This window comes from Actinomycetospora chlora (assembly GCF_039542135.1).
Taxonomy (GTDB): domain Bacteria; phylum Actinomycetota; class Actinomycetes; order Mycobacteriales; family Pseudonocardiaceae; genus Actinomycetospora; species Actinomycetospora chlora.
The window spans coordinates 41,420-60,251 of sequence record NZ_BAABHO010000039.1 but is presented as its reverse complement, the minus strand read 5'-3'; the positions used below and the strand labels follow the sequence as shown (position 1 = coordinate 60,251).

Here is an 18,832-nt window from a genome sequence, read left to right as displayed (position 1 = left end):
GTGCTGCCGCCGACGCCGCTGCCCGCGGCGGCGCTCGCCGCGGCGGCACCGCAGGCCCCGGTCGCTGCCGGAGCGGGCGGTGCCGCCCTCACCGCCGTGCCCCCGCCGGCGCCGACCCCGGACGACGAGGCCGCGCCCCGCCGGCCCTGGGTGGTCACGCTGATCGCGGGCCTGACGGCGCTGGCGGGCCTGCTGCACCTGCTGGTGCACCTCCCGATCGTCCACGAGCGGCTCGGCCGGCGGGTCGAGCTGGACCTGGTCCCGCCGTGGTTCGCGGTCACCGGGCACGTGCTCTCCGCCGCGATCGGCCTGCTCCTGCTGCTGCTCGCCGACCAGCTCGCGAAGCGCAAGCGCACGGCCTGGCGCGTCGCGGTGGCGCTGTCGGCGCTCGCGGCGCTGGCGCACGTCCTCAAGGGCCCGCACCAGGTGGGCCTGGCCATCAGCGTGGTGCTGCTCGTGCTGCTCGTCGCGGCCCGCCGGTACTTCCGCGCGCCGGCCGACCCGCCGTCACTGCTGCGGCTCGTGCGCTTCGTGCCGATCTACCTCGGCGCCGTGCTGGCCTTCGGCTTCGTCTCGCTGGGCCTGCAGAGCGGCCGGATGACGCCGTCGCTGACGCTCGGCGGCGGCCTGGAGACGATCTTCGGTGGGCTCGTCGGCCTCGACGGGCCGTACACGTTCGAGCGGCGGGTGTTCGCCGAGACGTTCCCGGCGGCGCTGCTCGGGCTCGGCGTCGTCGGGCTCGTCGTGCTGCTCGTGCTGGTGTTCCGGCCGCTCACGGCGCGCGACCCGCACACCCGGGACGACTGGACCCGCGCCGAGACGCTCGTGCAGACCTACGGCTGGGACACCCTGGCCGCGTTCGCGCTGCGCGACGACAAGAGCTTCTTCTTCGGCTCCGACGGCCGGGCGATGATCGCCTACACCTACCTCGGGGGCTACGCGCTCGCCGCCGGCGACCCGATCGGTGACGAGGCGTCGCTGCCCGCCGTCGTCGACGAGTTCCTGGCCATGTGCGCGGAGCGGGCGTGGACACCGGCGTTCCTCGCGGCCCGCGAGGAGGACACCCGCGAGGGCGGGCTGCTCGCCTCCCGGGGCTTCCGGTCGTTCTACCTCGGGGACGAGGCGATCATCGACTGCCCGTCGTTCACGCTCGAGGGCCGGGAGCGCAAGAGCGTCCGGGCCGCGGTACGCCGCGTCGAGCGCACCCACCGGTTCCAGATGGTCGCCGAGACGGCGGCGTCACCGAAGCTCATCGACGCCCTCAACGCGATCTCGGAGAAGTGGCGCGGGAAGGACCCGGAGCGCGGGTTCACGATGTCGCTGTCCCAGGACGTCACCGGCGCCGAGGCCAACCGCGACTTCCTGCTCTGCGTGGCCGTCGACGCCGACGGCGTCCCGGGCGGGTTCCTGCGGCTCGTCCCGGCCTACGGCGGGCCGGCCACCGGCACGACGTTCGGCTACACGCTCGACCTCATGCGCCACGACCCCGGCGCACCGAACGGGATGACCGAGTTCCTCATCGCGAAGAGCGCCCAGGCGCTGGGCGAGCGCGGTGTCACGCGCCTGTCGATGAACTTCGCGATGTGGGGGCGGCTGTTCGCCGACGACGTGCCGTTCACCGCCACGCAGCGCCTGGCGCGGCGGGCGGTCGGCGTCCTCAACCCGTTCTTCCAGGTCCGCTCGCTGCACGACTTCAACGCGAAGTTCGGCCCGCAGTGGCTGCCGCGGGTGCTCGCCTACCGCAGCCCCGCGGACCTGCCGCGGGTCGGGCTGCTCTACGCGGGCGCCGAGGGCTTCCTCGCGGTGCCCGGGCTCGGGCCGATGTTCGTGCCCGCCGCCGTCGGCGGCGCGCCGTCGCCCTCGGGCGTGGTCCCGGACGCCCCGGCGACGGCCGCGTGAGCGTCCTCGACCACCCTCCGCGCCGCACCCGCGGCGGCGGTGCGGGCGACGTCGTGCTCGTCGTCGTGCTGATCGCCGCCGCCCTCGCGGTGGTGCTGACGATCGTGTTCGTCGCCGCGGGCGGCGAGCGCGCCCGCGGCGGGCCGCGGGGCCCCGGCGCGCTCGACGCCGTCGGCGCGACGGCGACCGCCGCCGGCCTGACCGTCTGCGAGAGCACCGACCTGCCCGACCCGCGGGCGACCAACGCGGTCGCGTCGCGCACGCTCGTCGTCGCCCAGGACTGCGCGGCGGCGGGCGCGGCGCCCGCGGCCGTCGGCGACCGGCGGGCCGAGGTCCAGGTGGACCGGTTCGCCGACACCGCGGCCCGCGACGCCGCCGCGCGCAGCATCGAGGGCCAGGTCCGCCCGCGCGGGTCGGCCACGGTCCTGACGACGGGAGAGCTCACCGTGGTGGTGCGCGGGACGTCCGACGACACGACCGCGCAGCGTCTCGTCGACGCGCTGCGGGCGGCGGGGGCCCGGTGACCGGCCCGCGGCGGGCGGCCGGTCTGGGGGTGGTCGGGCTCGCCTCGATCAACCTCGCGGCCATCGTCAGCGTGCGCAACCTGCCGGTGATGGCCGAGTACGGCTGGGCGATGCTGGCGCTGTTCGCCCTGTCGATCCTCGTGTTCCTCGTGCCGATCGCCATGGTCGCCGCCGAGCTCGGGACGGGCTGGCCGCGCAGCGGCGGCGTCTACGCCTGGGTGCGCGAGGCGTTCGGCGAGCGCGCGGGCTTCCTCGCGGTGTGGTGCGACTACTCCGAGAACGTCGCCTGGTTCCCCACGGTCCTGTCGTTCATGGCCGCGAGCCTCGCGTTCGCGATCGACCCGGCGCTGGCGAGCGACCAGGTCTTCCTCGTGGTCGTCATGCTCGCGTTCTTCTGGGTGACGACGGTGGTCAGCTTGCGCGGCGTCGGCACCTCGACCTGGATCGGCGGCGTCGGCACGATCGCCGGCTCGATCGTCCCGGCGGTGGGCGTCGTCCTGCTGGCCGCGGCCTACCTGGCCTCGGGGCGCCCGAGCGAGATCCCCTTCTCGGCGGGCGCCCTGGTGCCCGACGTGCAGTGGGGCAACATGGCGTTCCTCGGCGGGATCGTGCTGCTCTTCGCGGGGATGGAGATGGCGGGCTTCCACGCCCGCGAGACGCGCGACCCCGGGCGGGACGTGCCGCGGGCCATCGGCCTGTCGGTCGCGGTGATCGTCGTGTTCTCGGTGGTCGGCTCCCTGTTCCTGGCCATGATCGTGCCGGCGAACGAGATCAGCCTGGTGTTCGGGACGATGGAGCTCTTCAGCCGGGTGCTCGACGGGCTCGGCCTGGGCTGGGCGGTCGCCCCGCTCGCGCTCGTCGTCGCCTTCGGCGGCATCGCCCACCTCGCGCCGTGGATCCTGGGCCCCGCCACCGGCCTCGCGTCGGTCGCCGAGGGCGGCACCCTGCCGGCGCGGCTCGGGCGGCTCAACGGCCGCGGGGTCCCGGTCGCCCTGCTGCTCATCCAGGGCGCGGCGGGCACGGTGTTCACCCTGCTGTTCCTGCTGGTGCCCAGCGTCAGCACGTCGTACTGGATGCTCTCGGCCGTGACCGCCCAGATCGTCATCGTGATGTACGGGCTGATGTTCGCCGCGGTCGTGCGGCTGCGGCACACCCAGCCCGACACCCCGCGGCCCTACCGCATCCCGGGCGGGCTGCCCGGCGTCTGGCTGGTCGGCGGGGTGGGGCTCGCCGGGTGCGTGTTCGCGTTCGTGCTCGGGTTCGTCCCGCCCAGCCAGCTCGCGACGGGCGACACGCTCACCTACGTCGTGCTGCTCGCCGCCGCGGTCGGCGTGCTCTCCGCGCCCCCGTTCGTGTTCGCGGCCCTGGCGCGGCGGCGGGCCCGGCGCGCGGGCGACCCCGATCCCGATCCCGACGAGACCGCGGTGGTGCCCGCGTGACCGTCGACAGCGTCGGCGAGATCGACATCACGACGGACTCGTTCCTGGGCCTGTTCGTCCTGGCGGCGCTGGTGGTCGTGGTCGTGGTGGTGCTCCTGCTGCGCCACCACCACCGCCTGAGCCGGCTGGGCAAGGTCGTCGTCGCCGGCGTCACCACGGTGCTGCTGCTGATCGGGGCGGGAGCGGGGATCAACGCCCACTTCGACTACTTCCGCACCCTCGGCGACGTGCTCGGGCTGCCGCCGTCCGACGAGGTGGCGCTCGCGGCGCTGCTCGCGCGCAAGGACCGGCCGAGCCGCGGCGTCGTCACCACCATGACGATCCCGGGACGCGCGTCGGACTTCGCGGGCCGCCCGGCGATGGTGTGGGTGCCGCCCGCGTGGTTCGCCCGGCCGCGCCCGACGATGCCGGTGGTCGTGCTCCTGCACGGCACGCCGGGCACGCCGCAGGACTGGCTCGACGGCGGCCGGGCGGGCGCCGCGGCCGACGCGTACGCCGCGGCGCACGGCGGCAGCGCGCCGATCCTCGTCATGCCCGACATCAACGGCACCGTCGACGGTGACAGCGAGTGCGTCGACGGCCCGGGCGGGCGGGTCGAGACGTACCTGACTGTCGACGTGCCGCGGTTCCTCGAGCAGGTCTTCCACGCCGCGCCGCCCGGGCGCCGGTGGGCGGTCGCCGGGCTGTCCGAGGGCGGCTCGTGCTCGCTGATGCTGGCGCTGCGCCACCCCGAGCTGTTCGAGACGTTCGGCGACTACGCCGGGCTGGCAGGCCCGCGCGCCGGCGACACCAACGCCGACACGGCGTCGGCCGTCGCGCAGCTCTTCGGCGGCTCGCAGACCGCCTTCGAGGCCCACGAGCCCGCGCAGCTGCTCGCGTCCCGCCGCTACCCGCAGCTCGGCGGCTGGTTCGAGGTCGGCGACGCGGACCCCGAGCCCGCCGCGGCCGCGAGCACCCTGGTGCCCGCCGCCCAGCGGGCCGGGATCACGACGTGCTCGGTGGTGGTCCCCGGCGGCACCCACACCTTCGACGTGTTCTCCCGGGCCTTCGCGGACTCGCTGCCGTGGATGGCGGGCCGCCTCGGGGCGGGGCCGGTCGTGCGGGGCTGCCCGTCACAGGACTCCTGAGCCGGTCAGCAGGCCCCAGCGGGCGGCGGCGCGGGCGGCTGCGGCGCGGTTGCGGGCGCCGGTCTTGGCGAGCAGGTGCTCGACGTGCGTGGCGACCGTGCGCGGCCGGACGCCCAGCCGGCGCGCGATCTCCGGGTTGCTCAGGCCGTGCCCGACGCCGTCGAGCACCTCGAGCTCCCGCACCGTGAGCCCGGCCGGCGGCACGGCCGCGCGGTGCAGGACGAGCACCCCGTGCGCCGTCGGGTGCAGCTCCACCCCGAGGACCTCGCCCGACGTCGTCACGAGCAGCACGGGCCCGGGGGCGGGCCCGCCCGCCGCCGCCGCGTCGACCGGCCCGGCCAGCGGGGACGGTGGGCGCACGAGCTCGGGGCGCGCCGCCGGCGACAGGGCGACGACACGGCCCGCGGGCTCGACGAGCAGCCCCTCCGTGCCGTCGACGCCGAGCGCCCCGGTCCGCGCCGCGGGCGCCGGGACGGGGTCGAGCGCGGCCGCCAGGTCGGGGCCGAGCAGCTCGAGCAGCGCGATCGCGTCGTCGTCGGGGTGGCGGGCGTCGAGCGTGCTGGCGTTGAGCATGCCCACGTAGCGCCCGTCGGCGGCGACGAGGCACAGCGTGACGCCGTCGCGGAAACCGTGGGGGACGATGATCCGCTCGAAGATCTCCCCGCGGCGCCGGCGCGGTTCGAGGTCGCGCACCCGCAGGGCGTGCCGCCCGTCGCGCACCACCGCGAAGAGGCGGTCGGTGTGCATGCGGGTGTCGATGACGCCGGTGACCGCCGCGGGGTAGGTCGAGGCCAGGGTGCGGTGCCCACCCGTCACGGGGTCCGCGACGGAGAGCGCGGCGCAGTCGGCGGGCACGACCTCGCCCAGCGCCGCGAGCACGGCGCCGGCGGCGCCCGGCGAGCGCCCGCCGTGGCGCCGGAGGAACGACCGCAGCTCGCGGGCGGCCGCGACCGCGCTCATGTCCGGGAAGCTACGGGCTCGGGCCCCCGCGCGACCAGGGTGCGACCGGCGCATCGGTCATCCGGCCGATGTGCCCACGGGCCGCCCGGCGAACGATCCGGGCCATGACACCCGAGGAGTACGCCGAGCTCGACGCGACGGCCCTGGCCGCGCTCCTGCGCGACGGCGAGGTCACGCCCGACGAGGTCCGCGACCTCGCGGCCGCGGCGCTGGACGCCGCCGCGCCGCTGAACGCGGTCGTCGGCGAGCGCTTCGCCGCGCCGCTCGACCACGCCGCGGACGGGCCGTTCGCGGGCGTCCCGTTCGTGATCAAGGACCTGATCCTGCACGCGGAGGGCGTCCCCCAGGCCGCGGGGAGCCGGCTGCTCGGCGACGGGGTGCCGATGCCGTCGGACACCCACCTCATGACCCGCTTCCGCCGCGCCGGGCTGGCGACCCTCGCCCGCACCGCGACGCCGGAGCTGGGCTTCAACGCGACCACCGAACCGGTCGCGACGGGACCGGTGCGCAACCCGTGGGACACCACGCGCAGCCCGGGCGGGTCGTCCGGCGGCTCGGCCGCCCTCGTCGCCGCGCGCGCCGTGCCGGTCGCCCACGCCAGCGACGGCGGCGGCTCGATCCGCATCCCGGCGGCCGCGTGCGGGCTGGTCGGGCTCAAGCCGAGCCAGGGCCGGACGTCGCCGGGGCCGGACTACGCCGACCCGCTGCTCGGCATGGGCATCGAGTTCGTCCTGGCGCGCACCGTCCGGGACGTCGCGGGGATGCTCGACGCGGTGCACGGCCACGAGCCCGGCGACCGCTACCTCCTGCCGGACCCGCCGCGCCCGTACGCCGACGAGGTCGGTGCCGGTTGCCGTCCGCTGCGGGTGGCGGTGTGCACGACGCCGTTCTCCGGCGGCGGGAGCGTCGACCCGCGCTGCACCGCGGCCGTCGAGTCGGCGGCCCGCACCCTCGAGGGCCTGGGCCACGCGGTGGAGGTCGCGGCCCCGGAGCTGGACGCCGCCGCGTTCGACGCCGCGAACCTCGTGGGCTGGACGAGCTTCCTCGCCGACGGCGTCGACACCCTCGCGGCCGCGCTCGGGGTCGAGCCCGGCCCGGACGTCCTCGAGGCCGCGTCGCTCGCCTGCGCCGAGTACGGCCGGAAGCTGTCGGCGACCGACCTCTACGCCGCCGACCGCGTCTTCAACGCGACCCGCCGCGCCGTGGCCGCGTTCCACCGGCGCTACGACGTCGTGCTCACCCCCACGATGAACGTGCCGAACACGCCGCTGGGGCACCTGGACCAGGACGACGCCTCCCGCGACGCGCGCGGGTGGTACGACCACATCTTCTCGACGGCCGGCTTCACCGCGCTGTCCAACGTCACCGGCAACCCGGCGATCTCGCTGCCGCTCGGGCGCACCGAGGAGGGCTGGCCGGTCGGCGTGCAGGTGATGGCGCCCTACGGCGACGAGTCGACGCTGCTCGCGCTGGCCGGCGACCTGGAGCGGGCGACGCCATGGGCCGGGCACCGCCCGCCGGCGGGCTAGGAGACCGGGAGCTTCCCCAGCGCCTCCTGCAGGGTCTTCTGCGCCTCGTCGCCCAGGTTCCCGAGCGCGGGGACGAGCAGGGGGGTGGCCAGCTTCGCGACGCCGTGGAAGGTGAAGGTCGCGGTGTAGGTCAGCGTGGTCCCCGGGCCGTCGGCGGTGAGGACCATGTCGTCCTCGCTGGTCACCGTCTTGTTCCGGCCGACGATGCGGAGGTGCCCGGGCTCGTCGCGCTCGAGGGTGTAGATCAGCGTGGTCTCGCGGCCGCGGAACTCCGAGACGTTGCGCCACTGCTTGCCGATGGCGATCGGGCCGTCGTCGACGGGCTCGCAGGACACCGTCCCGGCGTCCCACTCCTCGGCGTTGGTGAAGTCGCGCAGGTAGGCCTGGACGGTCCCCACCGGGGCGGGGGAGTGGACGGTGCGCTCGATCGTCGGCATGTCGGCGGATACCCGTGCCGGGCCCGGCGACCCGTCCCGGCTACCGTCGGTGGCATGGGTGCGGATCCGGACCTCGTCGTGGTCGGCTCGGGCTTCTTCGGCCTCACCGTGGCCGAGCGGGCCGCGACCGAGCTGGACAAGCGCGTCCTCGTGGTCGAGCGCCGCAGCCACCTGGGCGGCAACGCCTACTCCGAGCCCGACCCCGAGACCGGCATCGAGGTGCACCGCTACGGCGCGCACCTGTTCCACACCTCGAACACGCGCGTGTGGGAGTACGTCAACCGGTTCACCGACTTCACCGGCTACCAGCACCGCGTCTTCACGATCTACGAGGGCCGCGTCTACCCGATGCCGGTCAACCTCGCGACGATCTGCGAGTACGCCGGGCGCGCGATGAGCCCCGACGAGGCGCGGGCGTGGGTCGCCGGGCACGCCGCGGAGATCGACGTCGCGGACGCCGAGAACTTCGAGGACAAGGGCGTCGCGCTGGTCGGCCGCCCGCTCTACGAGGCGTTCTTCGCCGGCTACACCGCCAAGCAGTGGCAGACCGACCCGAAGGACCTGCCGGCGTCGATCGTGTCCCGGCTCCCGGTGCGCTACACGTTCGACAACCGGTACTTCTCGGACACCTACGAGGGCCTGCCGGTCGACGGCTACACCGCGTGGCTCGAGCGGATGGCCGACCACCCGAACATCGAGGTCCGCGTCGACACCGACTGGTTCGACCTCCGCGACCAGCTGCCGGCCGACGTGCCGACGGTCTACACCGGCCCGCTCGACCGCTACTTCGACTTCTGCGAGGGCGAGCTCGGCTGGCGCACGCTGGACTTCGAGTCCGAGGTCCTCACCACCACCGGCGACTTCCAGGGCACCCCGGTGATGAACTACGCCGACCGCGACGTGCCGTTCACCCGCATCCACGAGTTCCGCCACTTCCACCCGGAGCGGACCTCGTACCCGAAGGACAAGACGGTGATCGTGCGCGAGTACTCGCGCTTCGCCCAGCACGGCGACGAGCCGTACTACCCGATCAACACCGCCGAGGACCGCGCCAAGCTCGAGCGCTACCGGGAGCTCGCCCGCAAGGAGGCGACCAACCGGCGGGTGCTCTTCGGTGGGCGCCTCGGCACGTACAAGTACCTCGACATGCACATGGCCATCGGCTCGGCGCTGACGCTGTTCGACAACCGGATCGCGCCGTGGTTCACCGAGGGCACCTCGTTCGACGGCGCGGACCTCGCCGAGACCTGAAGGGCTCACTCGTTCGGCCGCTCCGTCCGGCTCGATGATTGCGTAGCGTCACCGCGTCAGCGTTGATCATCGTCCCGGAGGTCTCCCCGTGCCCCCTCCCCCCACGTCGCGGCGCCGTCCGGCCGCCGGTCTCCTGGCGGTGCTGTCGTGCGCCGCGGTGCTGACCCTGTCGGCCTGCGACACCTCCGAGCCGAGCGGTGGCGGCGGTGGTGGTGGCGAGGAGCGCGAGCACACGAGCGAGCACTCCGGCGAGCACTCGGGCACCCGGCCCACCTCGGAGCACCGCACCACCGTGCCGCCGTCGTCACGGCCCTCGGAGTACAACCCGAACAACTGCCCGACCGGGCTCGTCTGCTGATCTCCCGCCGCAGCGGGTACTGCCGGCGGCGTGACCCTCCCCGACGGCGCCGCGATCGTGTTCACCGTGTCCGGCGAGCGGCCCGGCTACCTCGCCGAGACCCTCGCCTCCTGGCGCCGCGCGCGGGGCGTCGGGCGCTGGCGCACGGCGTTCCTCGTCGAGCCGGGCACGCGGGTGCCGGACTGCCGCGCCGTGATCGACGGCGCGTTCCCGGACGCCGAGGTCGTCGTCCACCCCGAGCGCCGGGGCGTGCTCGCCAACCCGCACGCGGCGCTGACGCACGGGTTCGCCGGGGGTGCGGCGTTCGTCGTGCTGGCCGAGGAGGACATCGTCGTGGCCGACGACGTGCTCGAGTTCCTCACCTGGGCCGCGACCACCTGCCGCGACGACCCGTCGGTGCTGGCCGCGTGCGCCTTCTCCCGCCTGCCCGCACCCCAGCCGTCCGACCTCGTCACCGACGGGGAGTTCAGCCCCTGGGTGTGGGGGACGTGGGCCGACCGCTGGCACGACGTGCTCGACCCGACCTGGTTCGCCGCCGCCCGCGCCCCCGAGCCCGGCGGCGGCAACGGCTTCGACTTCGGCATCGCCCGCACGCTGGCCGCCACGGGCCGGCGCGTGGTGATCCCGCGGGCCAGCCGCTCGGACGACATCGGGCAGTACGGCGGTGTGCACGCCGTGCCGGCGGAGTACGAGGCCGGCCGGGCGGCGACGTTCGTCGCGCACCGGCCGCCGGTGCGCTTCCGGGCGACCGACCCCGTCGGGGTGCGGGGTGCTCCCCGGGACGAGGCGGCGGCGCGGTTACCGTCGTCCCCGTGACGAGCACGGTCGGGAAGAAGCGCAGCGGCGCCACCGGGACGGTGGAGATGACGGCCAGGCCGGCGGGGTCGGCGCTGCTGCAGCGCGTCATCCTCCCGCGCCCCGCCGACCCGACGTCGGTGCGCGCGCTGTACCTCGACGAGGGCACCGCGACGTCGGTGAAGACCACGGCGCCCACGGCGCACCGCCCCGGCACCTACGACGAGACCGCCGACGAGTACGTCATGCACGTGCGCCGCGGCGGCAGTCGCGTGGCCGAGGTGGTCTCCCGCACCGGCGTGCGGCTGCCCGAGCGCAGCGAGGTCTCGTTCGCCGCGTACTTCAACGCCTTCCCCGCGGCGTACTGGCGGCGCTGGTCGGTGCTCGGGTCGGTGACGCTGCGCCTGCGGATGCGCGGGCACGGGCGCGTCGACGTCTACCGCTCGACGGCCAAGGGCGTCGCCGTGCACCTGGCCGGCGAGCTGGTGGACACCGGGAGCGACACCGAGACCGAGGTCGTCGTCCCCGTGTCGCTGACGCCGTTCGGCGACGGCGGCTGGGTCTGGTTCGACCTCTCCAGCGACGCCGACGCGCTCGAGCTGGTCTCCGGCGGGTGGTTCGCCGACCAGGAGGCCCCCGGCCGGGCCGCGGTGACCGTCGGGATGCCGACGTTCAACCGTCCCTCGGACTGCGTCGCGACGCTGCGCGCGCTCGGTGAGGACCCGCTGGTCCGCGACGCCCTCACCGCGGTGATCATCCCCGACCAGGGGTCGTCGAAGGTGCGTGACCAGGCCGGGTTCGACGAGGCCGCCGCGGCGCTGGGCGACCGGCTGCGGATCATCGACCAGCCCAACCTCGGTGGGTCCGGCGGCTACGCCCGCATCATGTACGAGGCGCTGGAGAACACCGACTGCGAGCACGTCCTGTTCATGGACGACGACGTCGTCCTCGAGCCCGACTCGGTGCTGCGGGCGCTCGCGTTCTCGCGCTTCGCGCGGCAGGAGATGCTCGTCGGCGGCCAGATGCTCTCGCTGCAGGCGCGGTCGCACCTGCACGCGATGGGCGAGGTCGTCGACCGCGGCACCTTCTTCTGGCAGATCGCGCCGCACACGGCCGACGACCACGACTTCGCCGTCGACTCGCTGCGCGAGACGCTCTGGATGCACCGGCGCGTCGACGTCGACTACAACGCCTGGTGGATGTGCCTGATCCCCCGCACGGTGGCCGAGCGCATCGGGCTGCCGCTGCCGCTGTTCATCAAGTGGGACGACTGCGAGTACGGGCTGCGCGCGGGGAGCCACGGCGTCCCGACGGCCACCGTGCCCGGCGTGGCGATCTGGCACATGTCGTTCGTCGAGAAGGACGACAGCTCGGACTGGCAGGCCTACTTCCACGTCCGCAACCGGCTCGTCGTGGGCGCGCTGCACGGCCCGGACAACCCGCGCGCGATGCTCGCCGACTCGCTCAAGCGGACGCTGCGCCACCTGTTCCTGCTCGAGTACTCGACGATCGCGCTGCACCACATGGCGATGCGCGACTTCCTCTCCGGGCCGAAGGCGCTGTTCGGGTCGCTGCCGACGGCGCTGGGGGCCGTGCGCGCCACCCGCGCCGAGTTCCCCGACGGCACCGTCCACCGCGACGCCGGCGACCTCCCGCACCCCGACATCGGCGCCCGCGAGGCCCAGCTGTGGCCGAAGCCGCCGACGAACAAGGTCGCCCAGATCGCCTCGCTCGCCCGAGGCCTGGCCCACCAGCTCAAGCCCGTCGACCCCCGGGCGCACGAGCGCCCGCAGCGTGACGTGCCCGCGGAGCACGGCCAGTGGTTCCTGCTCTCGCGCCTCGACGGCGCCGCGGTGACGACGTCCGACGGGTCGGGCGTGACGTTCCGCAAGCGCGACCGGGAGATGTTCTGGTCGATGCTGCGCGAGTCGGTGCGCCTGCACACCGAGGTCGGCAAGGCCTGGCCGGCGCTGCGCGAGCGCTACCGGGCCGGCATGGGCGAGCTCGTCAGCCGCGAGGCCTGGCGCGAGCAGGTCTTCGACCGCTTCCGCTGACGTTCCTGCTCGTCGGCGGTAGAGGAGGACCGGACCTGTCCGCCTCCCTCCGTAGCGTCCACGGCATCAGGGACGACGAGGAAGGTAGGCCCCGATGACCACGACCGCCGCGCAGGAGACCGCCATGACCAGCACCGACGCCGACGAGCGGGCCGACATCCTCGCCGAGCTGGCCCAGGCCCGGCACTGGATGGTCTTCCCGACGCGCGACCTCACCGACGAGCAGGCGGCCTCCCGCCCGACCGTCTCCCAGCTCACCCTCGGCGGGCTGATCAAGCACGTCACGAAGGTCGAGGAGGGGTGGATGCGGTTCGCGGTCGACGGCCCGCAGCCCGAGGACGACGTGGTGCTGCCCGACGGCATGACGCTCGAGGACTTCGAGGGCTGGATCGCGAGCCTCGACGAGAAGCCGGACTGGCTCGTCGAGCGCGAGAACGAGTTCAGGCTCCTGCCGGGCGAGACGCTCGCGGGCGTCGTCGCGGCCTACCACGAGACGGCGGCCCGCACGGAGCGGACGCTGGCGTCGATCCCCGACCTGAACCGGCGCTTCGCGCTGCCGAAGGCCCCGTGGCACGAGCCGGGCACGACGTGGTCGGTGCGGCGGGTGCTGCTGCACATCATCGCCGAGACCACCCAGCACGCCGGCCACGCCGACATGCTGCGCGAGCACATCGACGGCGCCACGTCCATGTAGGGCCGACCGGGTCAGCTCCGTCGCGCATCCGGTGCCATCATGCCGGGCGTGACGGAGCAGGCCGGGACGCAGCAGTCGTCGGAGCGGGAGTCCTCGGAGGAGGAGTCCGCACAGCGGGAGGGGTCGGCCGAGGAGCAGTCCTCGCAGGAGTCGTCGTCGCAGGAGCAGTCCTCGCAGGGGTCGTCCTCGTCGCAGGGGTCGTCCTCGCAGGAGGAGTCCTCCGGGCAGGGCGGGTCCGAGCAGGAGACGCAGCAGCACGAGACCCAGCAGCGGTCCCAGCAGCAGTCCCAGCAGCAGTCCCGGCAGCAGCCCTCCGAGGCGCCGACGGAGCGCACACAGCAGCCGCACGGTGTGGACACCCACGCTCCGGAGGGCCACCGGCAGCGCCCCCCGATCGACGTCGGCGACCTGGTGTGGCGGATCGCCCGGATCCTGGCGTCGGTGGTGCGCATCGTCGCGTTCGTCCTGGCCGTGGTGCTCGTGGCCTACATCGTGCTGGTGCTGGTCGGGGTCAACCCGCAGAACGGCGTCGCGCAGCTCATCGGCGGGGTGGCCGACGCCGTCGTGTTCGCGTTCCGCGACCTGTTCCTCATCAGCGACCCGTCGTTCGCCGTGGTGGTGAACTACGGGCTGGCGGCGGTGTTCTGGCTGCTCGTCGGCGAGTTCGGTTCGCGGCTCATCCGGTGGCTGGGCGCCCGGCTCGCCTGAGCCGGGTCACACCCGGACGGCGGCCTCGCCGGCCGCCGCCCGGCCCGCCACGGCGCGGACCGGGAGCAGCATGACGAACCCGAGCAGCAGGACGATCCCGATCCCGAGGATCCCCCAGCGCTGCGCGCCGAAGATCGTGATGAACAGGGCGAACAGCGCAGGCGCGAGGAAGCTGACGGCCCGGCCGGTCGTGGCGTAGAGACCGAAGAGCTCGCCCTCGCGCCCCGGCGGCACGATGCGGACCAGGTAGCTGCGCGAGCACGCCTGCGCCGGCCCCACGAACAGCGACAGGAACGTCCCGCCGATCCAGAACGCGGTCGGCCCGGACGCGAACAGCATGCCGGCGGCCGTCACGACGAGGGCCGCGAGGCAGACGAGGATCACGATCTTCGGCCCGACGCGGTCGTCGAGCCAGCCGCCGATCAGCGCGCCCACCGCGGAGACGATGTTGGCGACGATCGCGAAGATGATGACGTCCCCGGGCGTCAGCCCGAACGTGCCCGAGGCGAGCACGCCGCCGAACGTGAACACGGCCGTCAGCCCGTCGCGGTAGACCGCGCTCGAGACCAGGAAGCCCAGGAGGTGCCGGTCGTCGCGGTAGAGCGCGCCGAGCCGCCGGAACAGCAGCCGGTACGACGCGGCCCAGCCCACGGCCGCCTCGGTGTCGCCGGGCGGCGCCGGGAACGGGAAGCGCATCCGCAGCACCGGGATGGTCGAGACCGCGAACCAGACGGCCGCGACGAGGACCACGACGCGCACGGCGGTGCCCTCGCCGGGCAGGGTGATGAGCGGGCTGTCGGCGAGGAAGAGGACGAAGCAGATCAGCAGCAGCACGATGCCGCCGACGTAGCCCGCGGCCCACCCGATGCCCGAGACGCGCCCCGTCCGCCCGGGCGGCGCGAGGCGGTAGATCATCGCGTTGTACTCGACCTGCGCGAGCTCGTAGGCGAATGTGCCCACGCCGAGCAGGAGCAGGCCCCACAGCAGCCAGGACGGCGCGGGCGCGACGAACGCCATCAACGCCGTGCACAGGATGATCACGGCGGTGAGCCAGCCGAGGCGGCGCTGCCGGCCGACCTCCGCGCCCGCGGCGTCGCTGCGCTGGCCGTACACGGGCGCGACGAGCGCGACGAGGATCCCGGAGATCGTGATCGCCGTGGCGAGCGCGCTCGACCCCGAGGCCTCGTCGGCCGCGACGCTGCCGGTGAGGTAGACGGTGAAGACGAACGTCGTGACGATGTGGTTGAACGCGGCCGAGCCCCAGTCCCACGCGGCCCACGCGGCGAGGGAACGCCCGAAGCGGACGGTGGACCCGGCGGGCGCGGTCGAGGACGACACGCGCGCACCGTAGCGACACGCAGGGCAGTCGCGCTTGCTCCGAACGGGCGGGTAGCCGCTCCTCGTGAGTGCCGGCGGCGCAGAGGTGACCACCCACCGCTGTCCGACCGCCGTTCGACGCCTGGCCATCCCGTTCGCTCTGGGGGCAGCGGACACGGGCTGTGCCGGGCAGACCCACTCCGACGTGCGGCATCGCCCCGCGCGGTCACTCCGTGTCCGGACGACATCACCACCCAGGTCGGCGATCACCTGGTCGTGGTCGCCGGGGCCGCACGGCTGAGTGATCCACTTTGCGAACGACGGAGATCCTCCGTGTCCGAACTGACGCCGCGGGATGGCTAGTGTCCGCCGCGCGGCATTTCCGCCGCGCTCCCCGAGGCTCCCCGCCCGTTCGCGCCCGTTCGTCGGGGATGCCCCCTGTGAAAGGACACCCCTGTGGGATTCCTCCGTAAGTCCGTGCTGGCCGTCTCCCTGATCGGTGCGGGACTGGCGAGCACGACCGGTGCCGCGTTCGCGCACGAGAGCGACGGCCAGGACGGCTTCGCGAACGTCGACTCGGTGCAGACCATCACGCCGGCGAACGCGTGCAACAACGACGTCCCGGTCAACGCCCTCGGTGTGCAGGTCCCGGTCGAGGACGTCTCGGGCGCCCTCCCGGTCCTCGGCGGGAACTCGCCGGGCGCCGCCGCGCAGCCCGAGTCGCAGTCGTGCGGCTCGTCCGTCGACGGCGAGGCCAACTGATCCCCGAGCTCCGGCTCCCCGCCCGCCGGACCCCGAATTCCCGGCGGGTCTCACCACCCCGTTCCCCCATCGTCGAGGAGACGAGATGAGCTTCCTGCGACGTGCCGCGGTGGCCGGCGCCCTGGCCGGTACGGCCCTGGTCGCGACGACGGGCTCGGCCTTCGCCGCCGAGTCCCACGGCCCCCGCAGCACCGACGACGGCGCCCAGAGCGGCCTCGTCAACGTCGGCGACGTGCAGACGGTCACGCCGATCAACGCGTGCAACAACGACGTCCCGGTGAACGCCCTGGGCGTGCAGGTCCCGGTCGAGGACGTGTCGGGCGTCCTCGACGTCGGCGGCCTGCTCGGTGACCACCAGGACGGCAGCGGCTCGGCGGCCCAGCCCGAGTCGCAGTCCTGCCGCACCGGGACCGACGCGGCCGCCTGACGGTCGCGCCGGTGCGCCGGGCCCCGGTCCCTCCCCGAGGGGGCCGGGGCCCGCGCGTGTTCCACCGGGCGCCCCGCCCGCGGTGCCCTATCCTCCGTCGCGCAGCGTGTCGCCAGAGCCGGAGGAATCGCGTGCTCAAGGGATTCAAGGACTTCCTGCTCCGCGGGAACGTCGTCGAACTCGCCGTGGCGGTCGTCATCGGCGCGGCGTTCACCGCCGTCGTCACGGCGTTCACGAACGCATTCCTGAAACCGCTGATCCAGGTGTTCTCCGGCGGCGGTGAGTTCGCCGGCGCCTTCACGGTGAACGGCGTGGTGTTCGACTACGCGAGTTTCGTCAACGCGGTCCTCACGTTCCTCATCACCGCCGCCGTCATCTACTTCCTCGTGGTGCTGCCGTTGAAGTACGTGGAGGAGCGGCGCCGCCGTGGCGAGGAGGAGGGCCCGGCCGACCCCACCGACGTCGAGCTGCTGGCCGAGATCCGCGACCTCCTCCGCGAGCAGGCCACCCGCCCGACGGGCGCGGCCGGCGGCGGCCAGGGCCGCATCCCCCACCAGGACCGCTGACCCCGACCCGTCCTGCGAGCAACGCGGCATTGCTGGCACTGGGTGCCAGGATCGCCACATCCTCGCCGGGACGACACGCGGGGCGTGTCAGCGTGGCGTCGACGCTGACGTCCACCGTCAGGAAAGCCACCACGATCATGTGGCTCCGCCGGCGCCCGCGAACGGGGAGTTCGGGCGCGTCGAAGCAGCGGACCGCTCGTTCGCTGCCACGGACGGGGCCACACAGCGCCACGGACGAGCGCCGCGACGACGTCACCGCGTGCGCGCGCGACCGGCCCTCGGTGCCCGCCGGCGACACACCCTCGACCCGGTGTCACCACACCCGCTCGTGGCTGCTCCGTCCGTGTGGCGACGACGCAGAGCGACCACGGGGCTGTGCCCCGTTCCCTGATCGAAGCGTGAAGCACCCCAATCCACCGATCGGAGTATCAGGACACGGCCACTCGGCGCCGTTGACCAGGTCGAGGGGCGGCACGATGCCGGTCCGGGTGGTCGTCGGGGAGGCGCGGTGCGGACGGTGGTGGGGCAGGACCACGGCACGCGGGACGTCCGGGGTGGGCAGGTCGGGCAGGACCCGGCCACCTCGGACCTCCCCGGCACCCGGCGCATCCCGGCCCCGCGCGGCGACCGGGCCGCGACGGGGGCCCGGCCGGCGACCGTCGAGATCCCGGCCCTGACCGGCCTGCGGGCGGTCGCGGCGGTCTGGGTGCTGGTGCACCACCTGAGCTTCCTGCCGGTCACCGGATACTCCGAGTGGTTCGCCCCGGTGGCGCCGCTGGTATCCGCGGGCGGGCTCGGGGTCGACCTGTTCTTCGCCCTCTCCGGCTTCCTCCTCGCCCGGTCGTACCTCGACCGCTGGCGGGGATCCCCCGGGCCGCGGCAGGCCCTCGGGTTCGTGTGGGCGCGCGTCGCCCGCGTCTGGCCGCTCTACGCGGTCGTGGTGGTCCTGGCCGGGCTGTGGTGCGCCGCGCGCGCCGTCCTGGGGAGCGACGGCGTGATCACGTGGCAAGGCGCCCAGCCCGGCCTGGACCCCCTGAGCTGGCTGCGGCAGCTGACGTTGACGCAGATGTGGGACTCGGGAGGCATCGACGGGGTGTCGTTCGTGCTGCCGGCCTGGTCGGTGAGCGCGGAGTGGGCGGCGTACCTCGCGTTCCCGCTCCTCGCGGGCGCGGCCTGGCTCATCCGCGGATGGCCGCGTCCCCTGCTCGCCGTGCTGGCCGTCCTCGCCGCGACGCCGACCGCCGCCCTCGCCGTGCAGAACGCCCTCGACGGCGACTGGGGCGGCTTCTGGGCCGTGCGTCTCGTCGCCGCGTTCACAGCCGGGACGGTGACGTGGCTGGTCGTGCGCCGCGTGCCCCGCACCCGGACGGTCTCGCGCTGGGCCCACCACGTGCTGGTGCTCGCGCTGGCCGAGATCGCGCTGGTCGTCTACTGGGCCGCGACGGCGCCGGCCATCGCGACCGTCACCGCCGACGCCCGCACGTACCTCGCGACCCCGCTGATCCCCGTGGTGCTCGGCGCCCTGGCGCTCACCGACGGGCCGATCGCCCGGGCGCTGGGGACACCGCGGCTCCGGTACGGCGGGCGCATCTCCTACGCGCTCTACCTCGTGCACTTCCCCCTGATCGAGATGGCGCTCGTCGCCATGACCCGCATCCCCGCGCTGGCCCCCGGCACGGCGGCGGCCGCGCTGCTGGTGCCCCACCTCGTCGTGGCCTCGCTGGTGCTCGCGCACCTCGCGTACCGCTTCGTGGAGGAGCCCGCGCAGGCCTGGATGCGGGACCGGGACCCGTCGCGGCGCCGGGGTGGCGCGCGCCGCGACACCGCGGAGACCCGCCGTCCGGAGGTCACCCCGCCCTCCGGTCGCCGGGCGGTCGGGCGGCGTGGGGGTAGCCACGCCGCCCGACCGGCAGCGGTCGCGGCCTGACGTCTGCCCGCCGGCTCCGCCCCGACGAACGAACGGCGCCCTCGCTGCTTGCGTAGCA

At 74.5% G+C, this 18,832-nt stretch carries 18 protein-coding genes; 15 read left to right on the top strand and 3 right to left on the bottom strand.

The features are described 5' to 3' along the window. The 4 genes from ABD994_RS21730 to ABD994_RS21715 all read left to right on the top strand — a co-directional run. A partial coding sequence (locus ABD994_RS21730) for a bifunctional lysylphosphatidylglycerol flippase/synthetase MprF (RefSeq protein WP_345420003.1) occupies positions 1–1,899 on the top strand: 1,899 nt, incomplete at its 5' end. Continuing rightward, a complete protein-coding gene (locus ABD994_RS21725) occupies positions 1,896–2,423 on the top strand; it encodes a hypothetical protein (RefSeq protein WP_345420000.1) in 528 nt (175 codons plus the stop codon). The genes ABD994_RS21730 and ABD994_RS21725, both read left to right, overlap by 4 nt. Beyond that, complete coding sequence (locus ABD994_RS21720) at positions 2,420–3,862, top strand: amino acid permease (protein WP_345419997.1); 1,443 nt, start codon at positions 2,420–2,422, stop codon at positions 3,860–3,862. The genes ABD994_RS21725 and ABD994_RS21720 overlap by 4 nt, the downstream gene beginning before the upstream one ends. Continuing rightward, positions 3,859–4,989, top strand: coding sequence for an alpha/beta hydrolase (locus ABD994_RS21715; RefSeq protein ID WP_345419994.1), 1,131 nt, complete (start codon positions 3,859–3,861; stop codon positions 4,987–4,989). The genes ABD994_RS21720 and ABD994_RS21715 overlap by 4 nt, the downstream gene beginning before the upstream one ends. Here the strand turns inward: ABD994_RS21715 and ABD994_RS21710 are convergent. Then, a complete protein-coding gene (locus ABD994_RS21710) occupies positions 4,975–5,949 on the bottom strand; it encodes a helix-turn-helix transcriptional regulator (protein ID WP_345419992.1) in 975 nt (324 codons plus the stop codon). The genes ABD994_RS21715 and ABD994_RS21710 overlap by 15 nt on opposite strands. Before the next feature lie 104 nt (positions 5,950–6,053). Between ABD994_RS21710 and ABD994_RS21705 the strand changes: the two genes are divergently transcribed. After that, entirely contained in the window at positions 6,054–7,478 is a 1,425-nt protein-coding gene (locus tag ABD994_RS21705; RefSeq protein WP_345419990.1) for an amidase, read from the top strand. Here the strand turns inward: ABD994_RS21705 and ABD994_RS21700 are convergent. After that, entirely contained in the window at positions 7,475–7,915 is a 441-nt protein-coding gene (locus ABD994_RS21700; RefSeq protein WP_345419988.1) for an SRPBCC family protein, read from the bottom strand. The two genes, ABD994_RS21705 and ABD994_RS21700, sit on opposite strands and share 4 nt — an antisense overlap. Before the next feature lie 54 nt (positions 7,916–7,969). Here ABD994_RS21700 and glf point away from each other — a divergent pair, with 54 nt between their 5' ends. The 6 genes from glf to ABD994_RS21670 all read left to right on the top strand — a co-directional run bounded on the left by glf (position 7,970) and on the right by ABD994_RS21670 (position 13,775). Continuing rightward, positions 7,970–9,166, top strand: a complete 1,197-nt coding sequence (gene glf, locus ABD994_RS21695; protein ID WP_345419985.1) for a UDP-galactopyranose mutase — start codon at positions 7,970–7,972, stop codon at positions 9,164–9,166. Positions 9,167–9,254: 88 nt separating this feature from the next. Next, positions 9,255–9,524: a hypothetical protein gene (locus ABD994_RS21690; protein WP_345419982.1), complete on the top strand. Its 270-nt coding sequence runs from the start codon at positions 9,255–9,257 to the stop codon at positions 9,522–9,524. Positions 9,525–9,554: 30 nt separating this feature from the next. After that, entirely contained in the window at positions 9,555–10,340 is a 786-nt protein-coding gene (locus ABD994_RS21685) for a hypothetical protein (protein WP_345419979.1), read from the top strand. After that, entirely contained in the window at positions 10,337–12,373 is a 2,037-nt protein-coding gene (locus tag ABD994_RS21680) for a glycosyltransferase (RefSeq protein WP_345419976.1), read from the top strand. The genes ABD994_RS21685 and ABD994_RS21680 overlap by 4 nt, the downstream gene beginning before the upstream one ends. A 94-nt stretch (positions 12,374–12,467) precedes the next feature. After that, positions 12,468–13,067: a DinB family protein gene (locus tag ABD994_RS21675; RefSeq protein ID WP_345419973.1), complete on the top strand. Its 600-nt coding sequence runs from the start codon at positions 12,468–12,470 to the stop codon at positions 13,065–13,067. A gap of 48 nt (positions 13,068–13,115) precedes the next feature. Next, complete coding sequence (locus tag ABD994_RS21670; RefSeq protein ID WP_345419970.1) at positions 13,116–13,775, top strand: hypothetical protein; 660 nt, start codon at positions 13,116–13,118, stop codon at positions 13,773–13,775. A 6-nt stretch (positions 13,776–13,781) separates the two neighbouring features. Here the strand turns inward: ABD994_RS21670 and ABD994_RS21665 are convergent, their stop codons facing one another. Beyond that, entirely contained in the window at positions 13,782–15,113 is a 1,332-nt protein-coding gene (locus tag ABD994_RS21665; protein ID WP_345419967.1) for an MFS transporter, read from the bottom strand. Between the two features lie 435 nt (positions 15,114–15,548). Between ABD994_RS21665 and ABD994_RS21660 the strand changes: the two genes are divergently transcribed. The 4 genes from ABD994_RS21660 (at position 15,549) to ABD994_RS21645 (ending at position 18,774) form a co-directional block, all read left to right on the top strand. Next, positions 15,549–15,854 carry a hypothetical protein gene (locus tag ABD994_RS21660; protein WP_345419964.1) on the top strand — a complete coding sequence of 102 codons (306 nt, stop codon included), beginning with the start codon at positions 15,549–15,551 and terminating at the stop codon, positions 15,852–15,854. Between the two features lie 85 nt (positions 15,855–15,939). Then, on the top strand, positions 15,940–16,281 hold the full coding sequence (locus tag ABD994_RS21655; protein ID WP_345419962.1) for a hypothetical protein: 342 nt from the start codon (positions 15,940–15,942) through the stop codon (positions 16,279–16,281). 131 nt (positions 16,282–16,412) lie between these two features. Beyond that, positions 16,413–16,847: a large conductance mechanosensitive channel protein MscL gene (mscL, locus tag ABD994_RS21650; RefSeq protein WP_345419959.1), complete on the top strand. Its 435-nt coding sequence runs from the start codon at positions 16,413–16,415 to the stop codon at positions 16,845–16,847. A gap of 508 nt (positions 16,848–17,355) precedes the next feature. After that, positions 17,356–18,774 (top strand): acyltransferase family protein, encoded by a 1,419-nt coding sequence (locus ABD994_RS21645; protein ID WP_345419956.1) that lies wholly within the window; start codon positions 17,356–17,358, stop codon positions 18,772–18,774. Positions 18,775–18,832 lie beyond the last annotated feature (58 nt).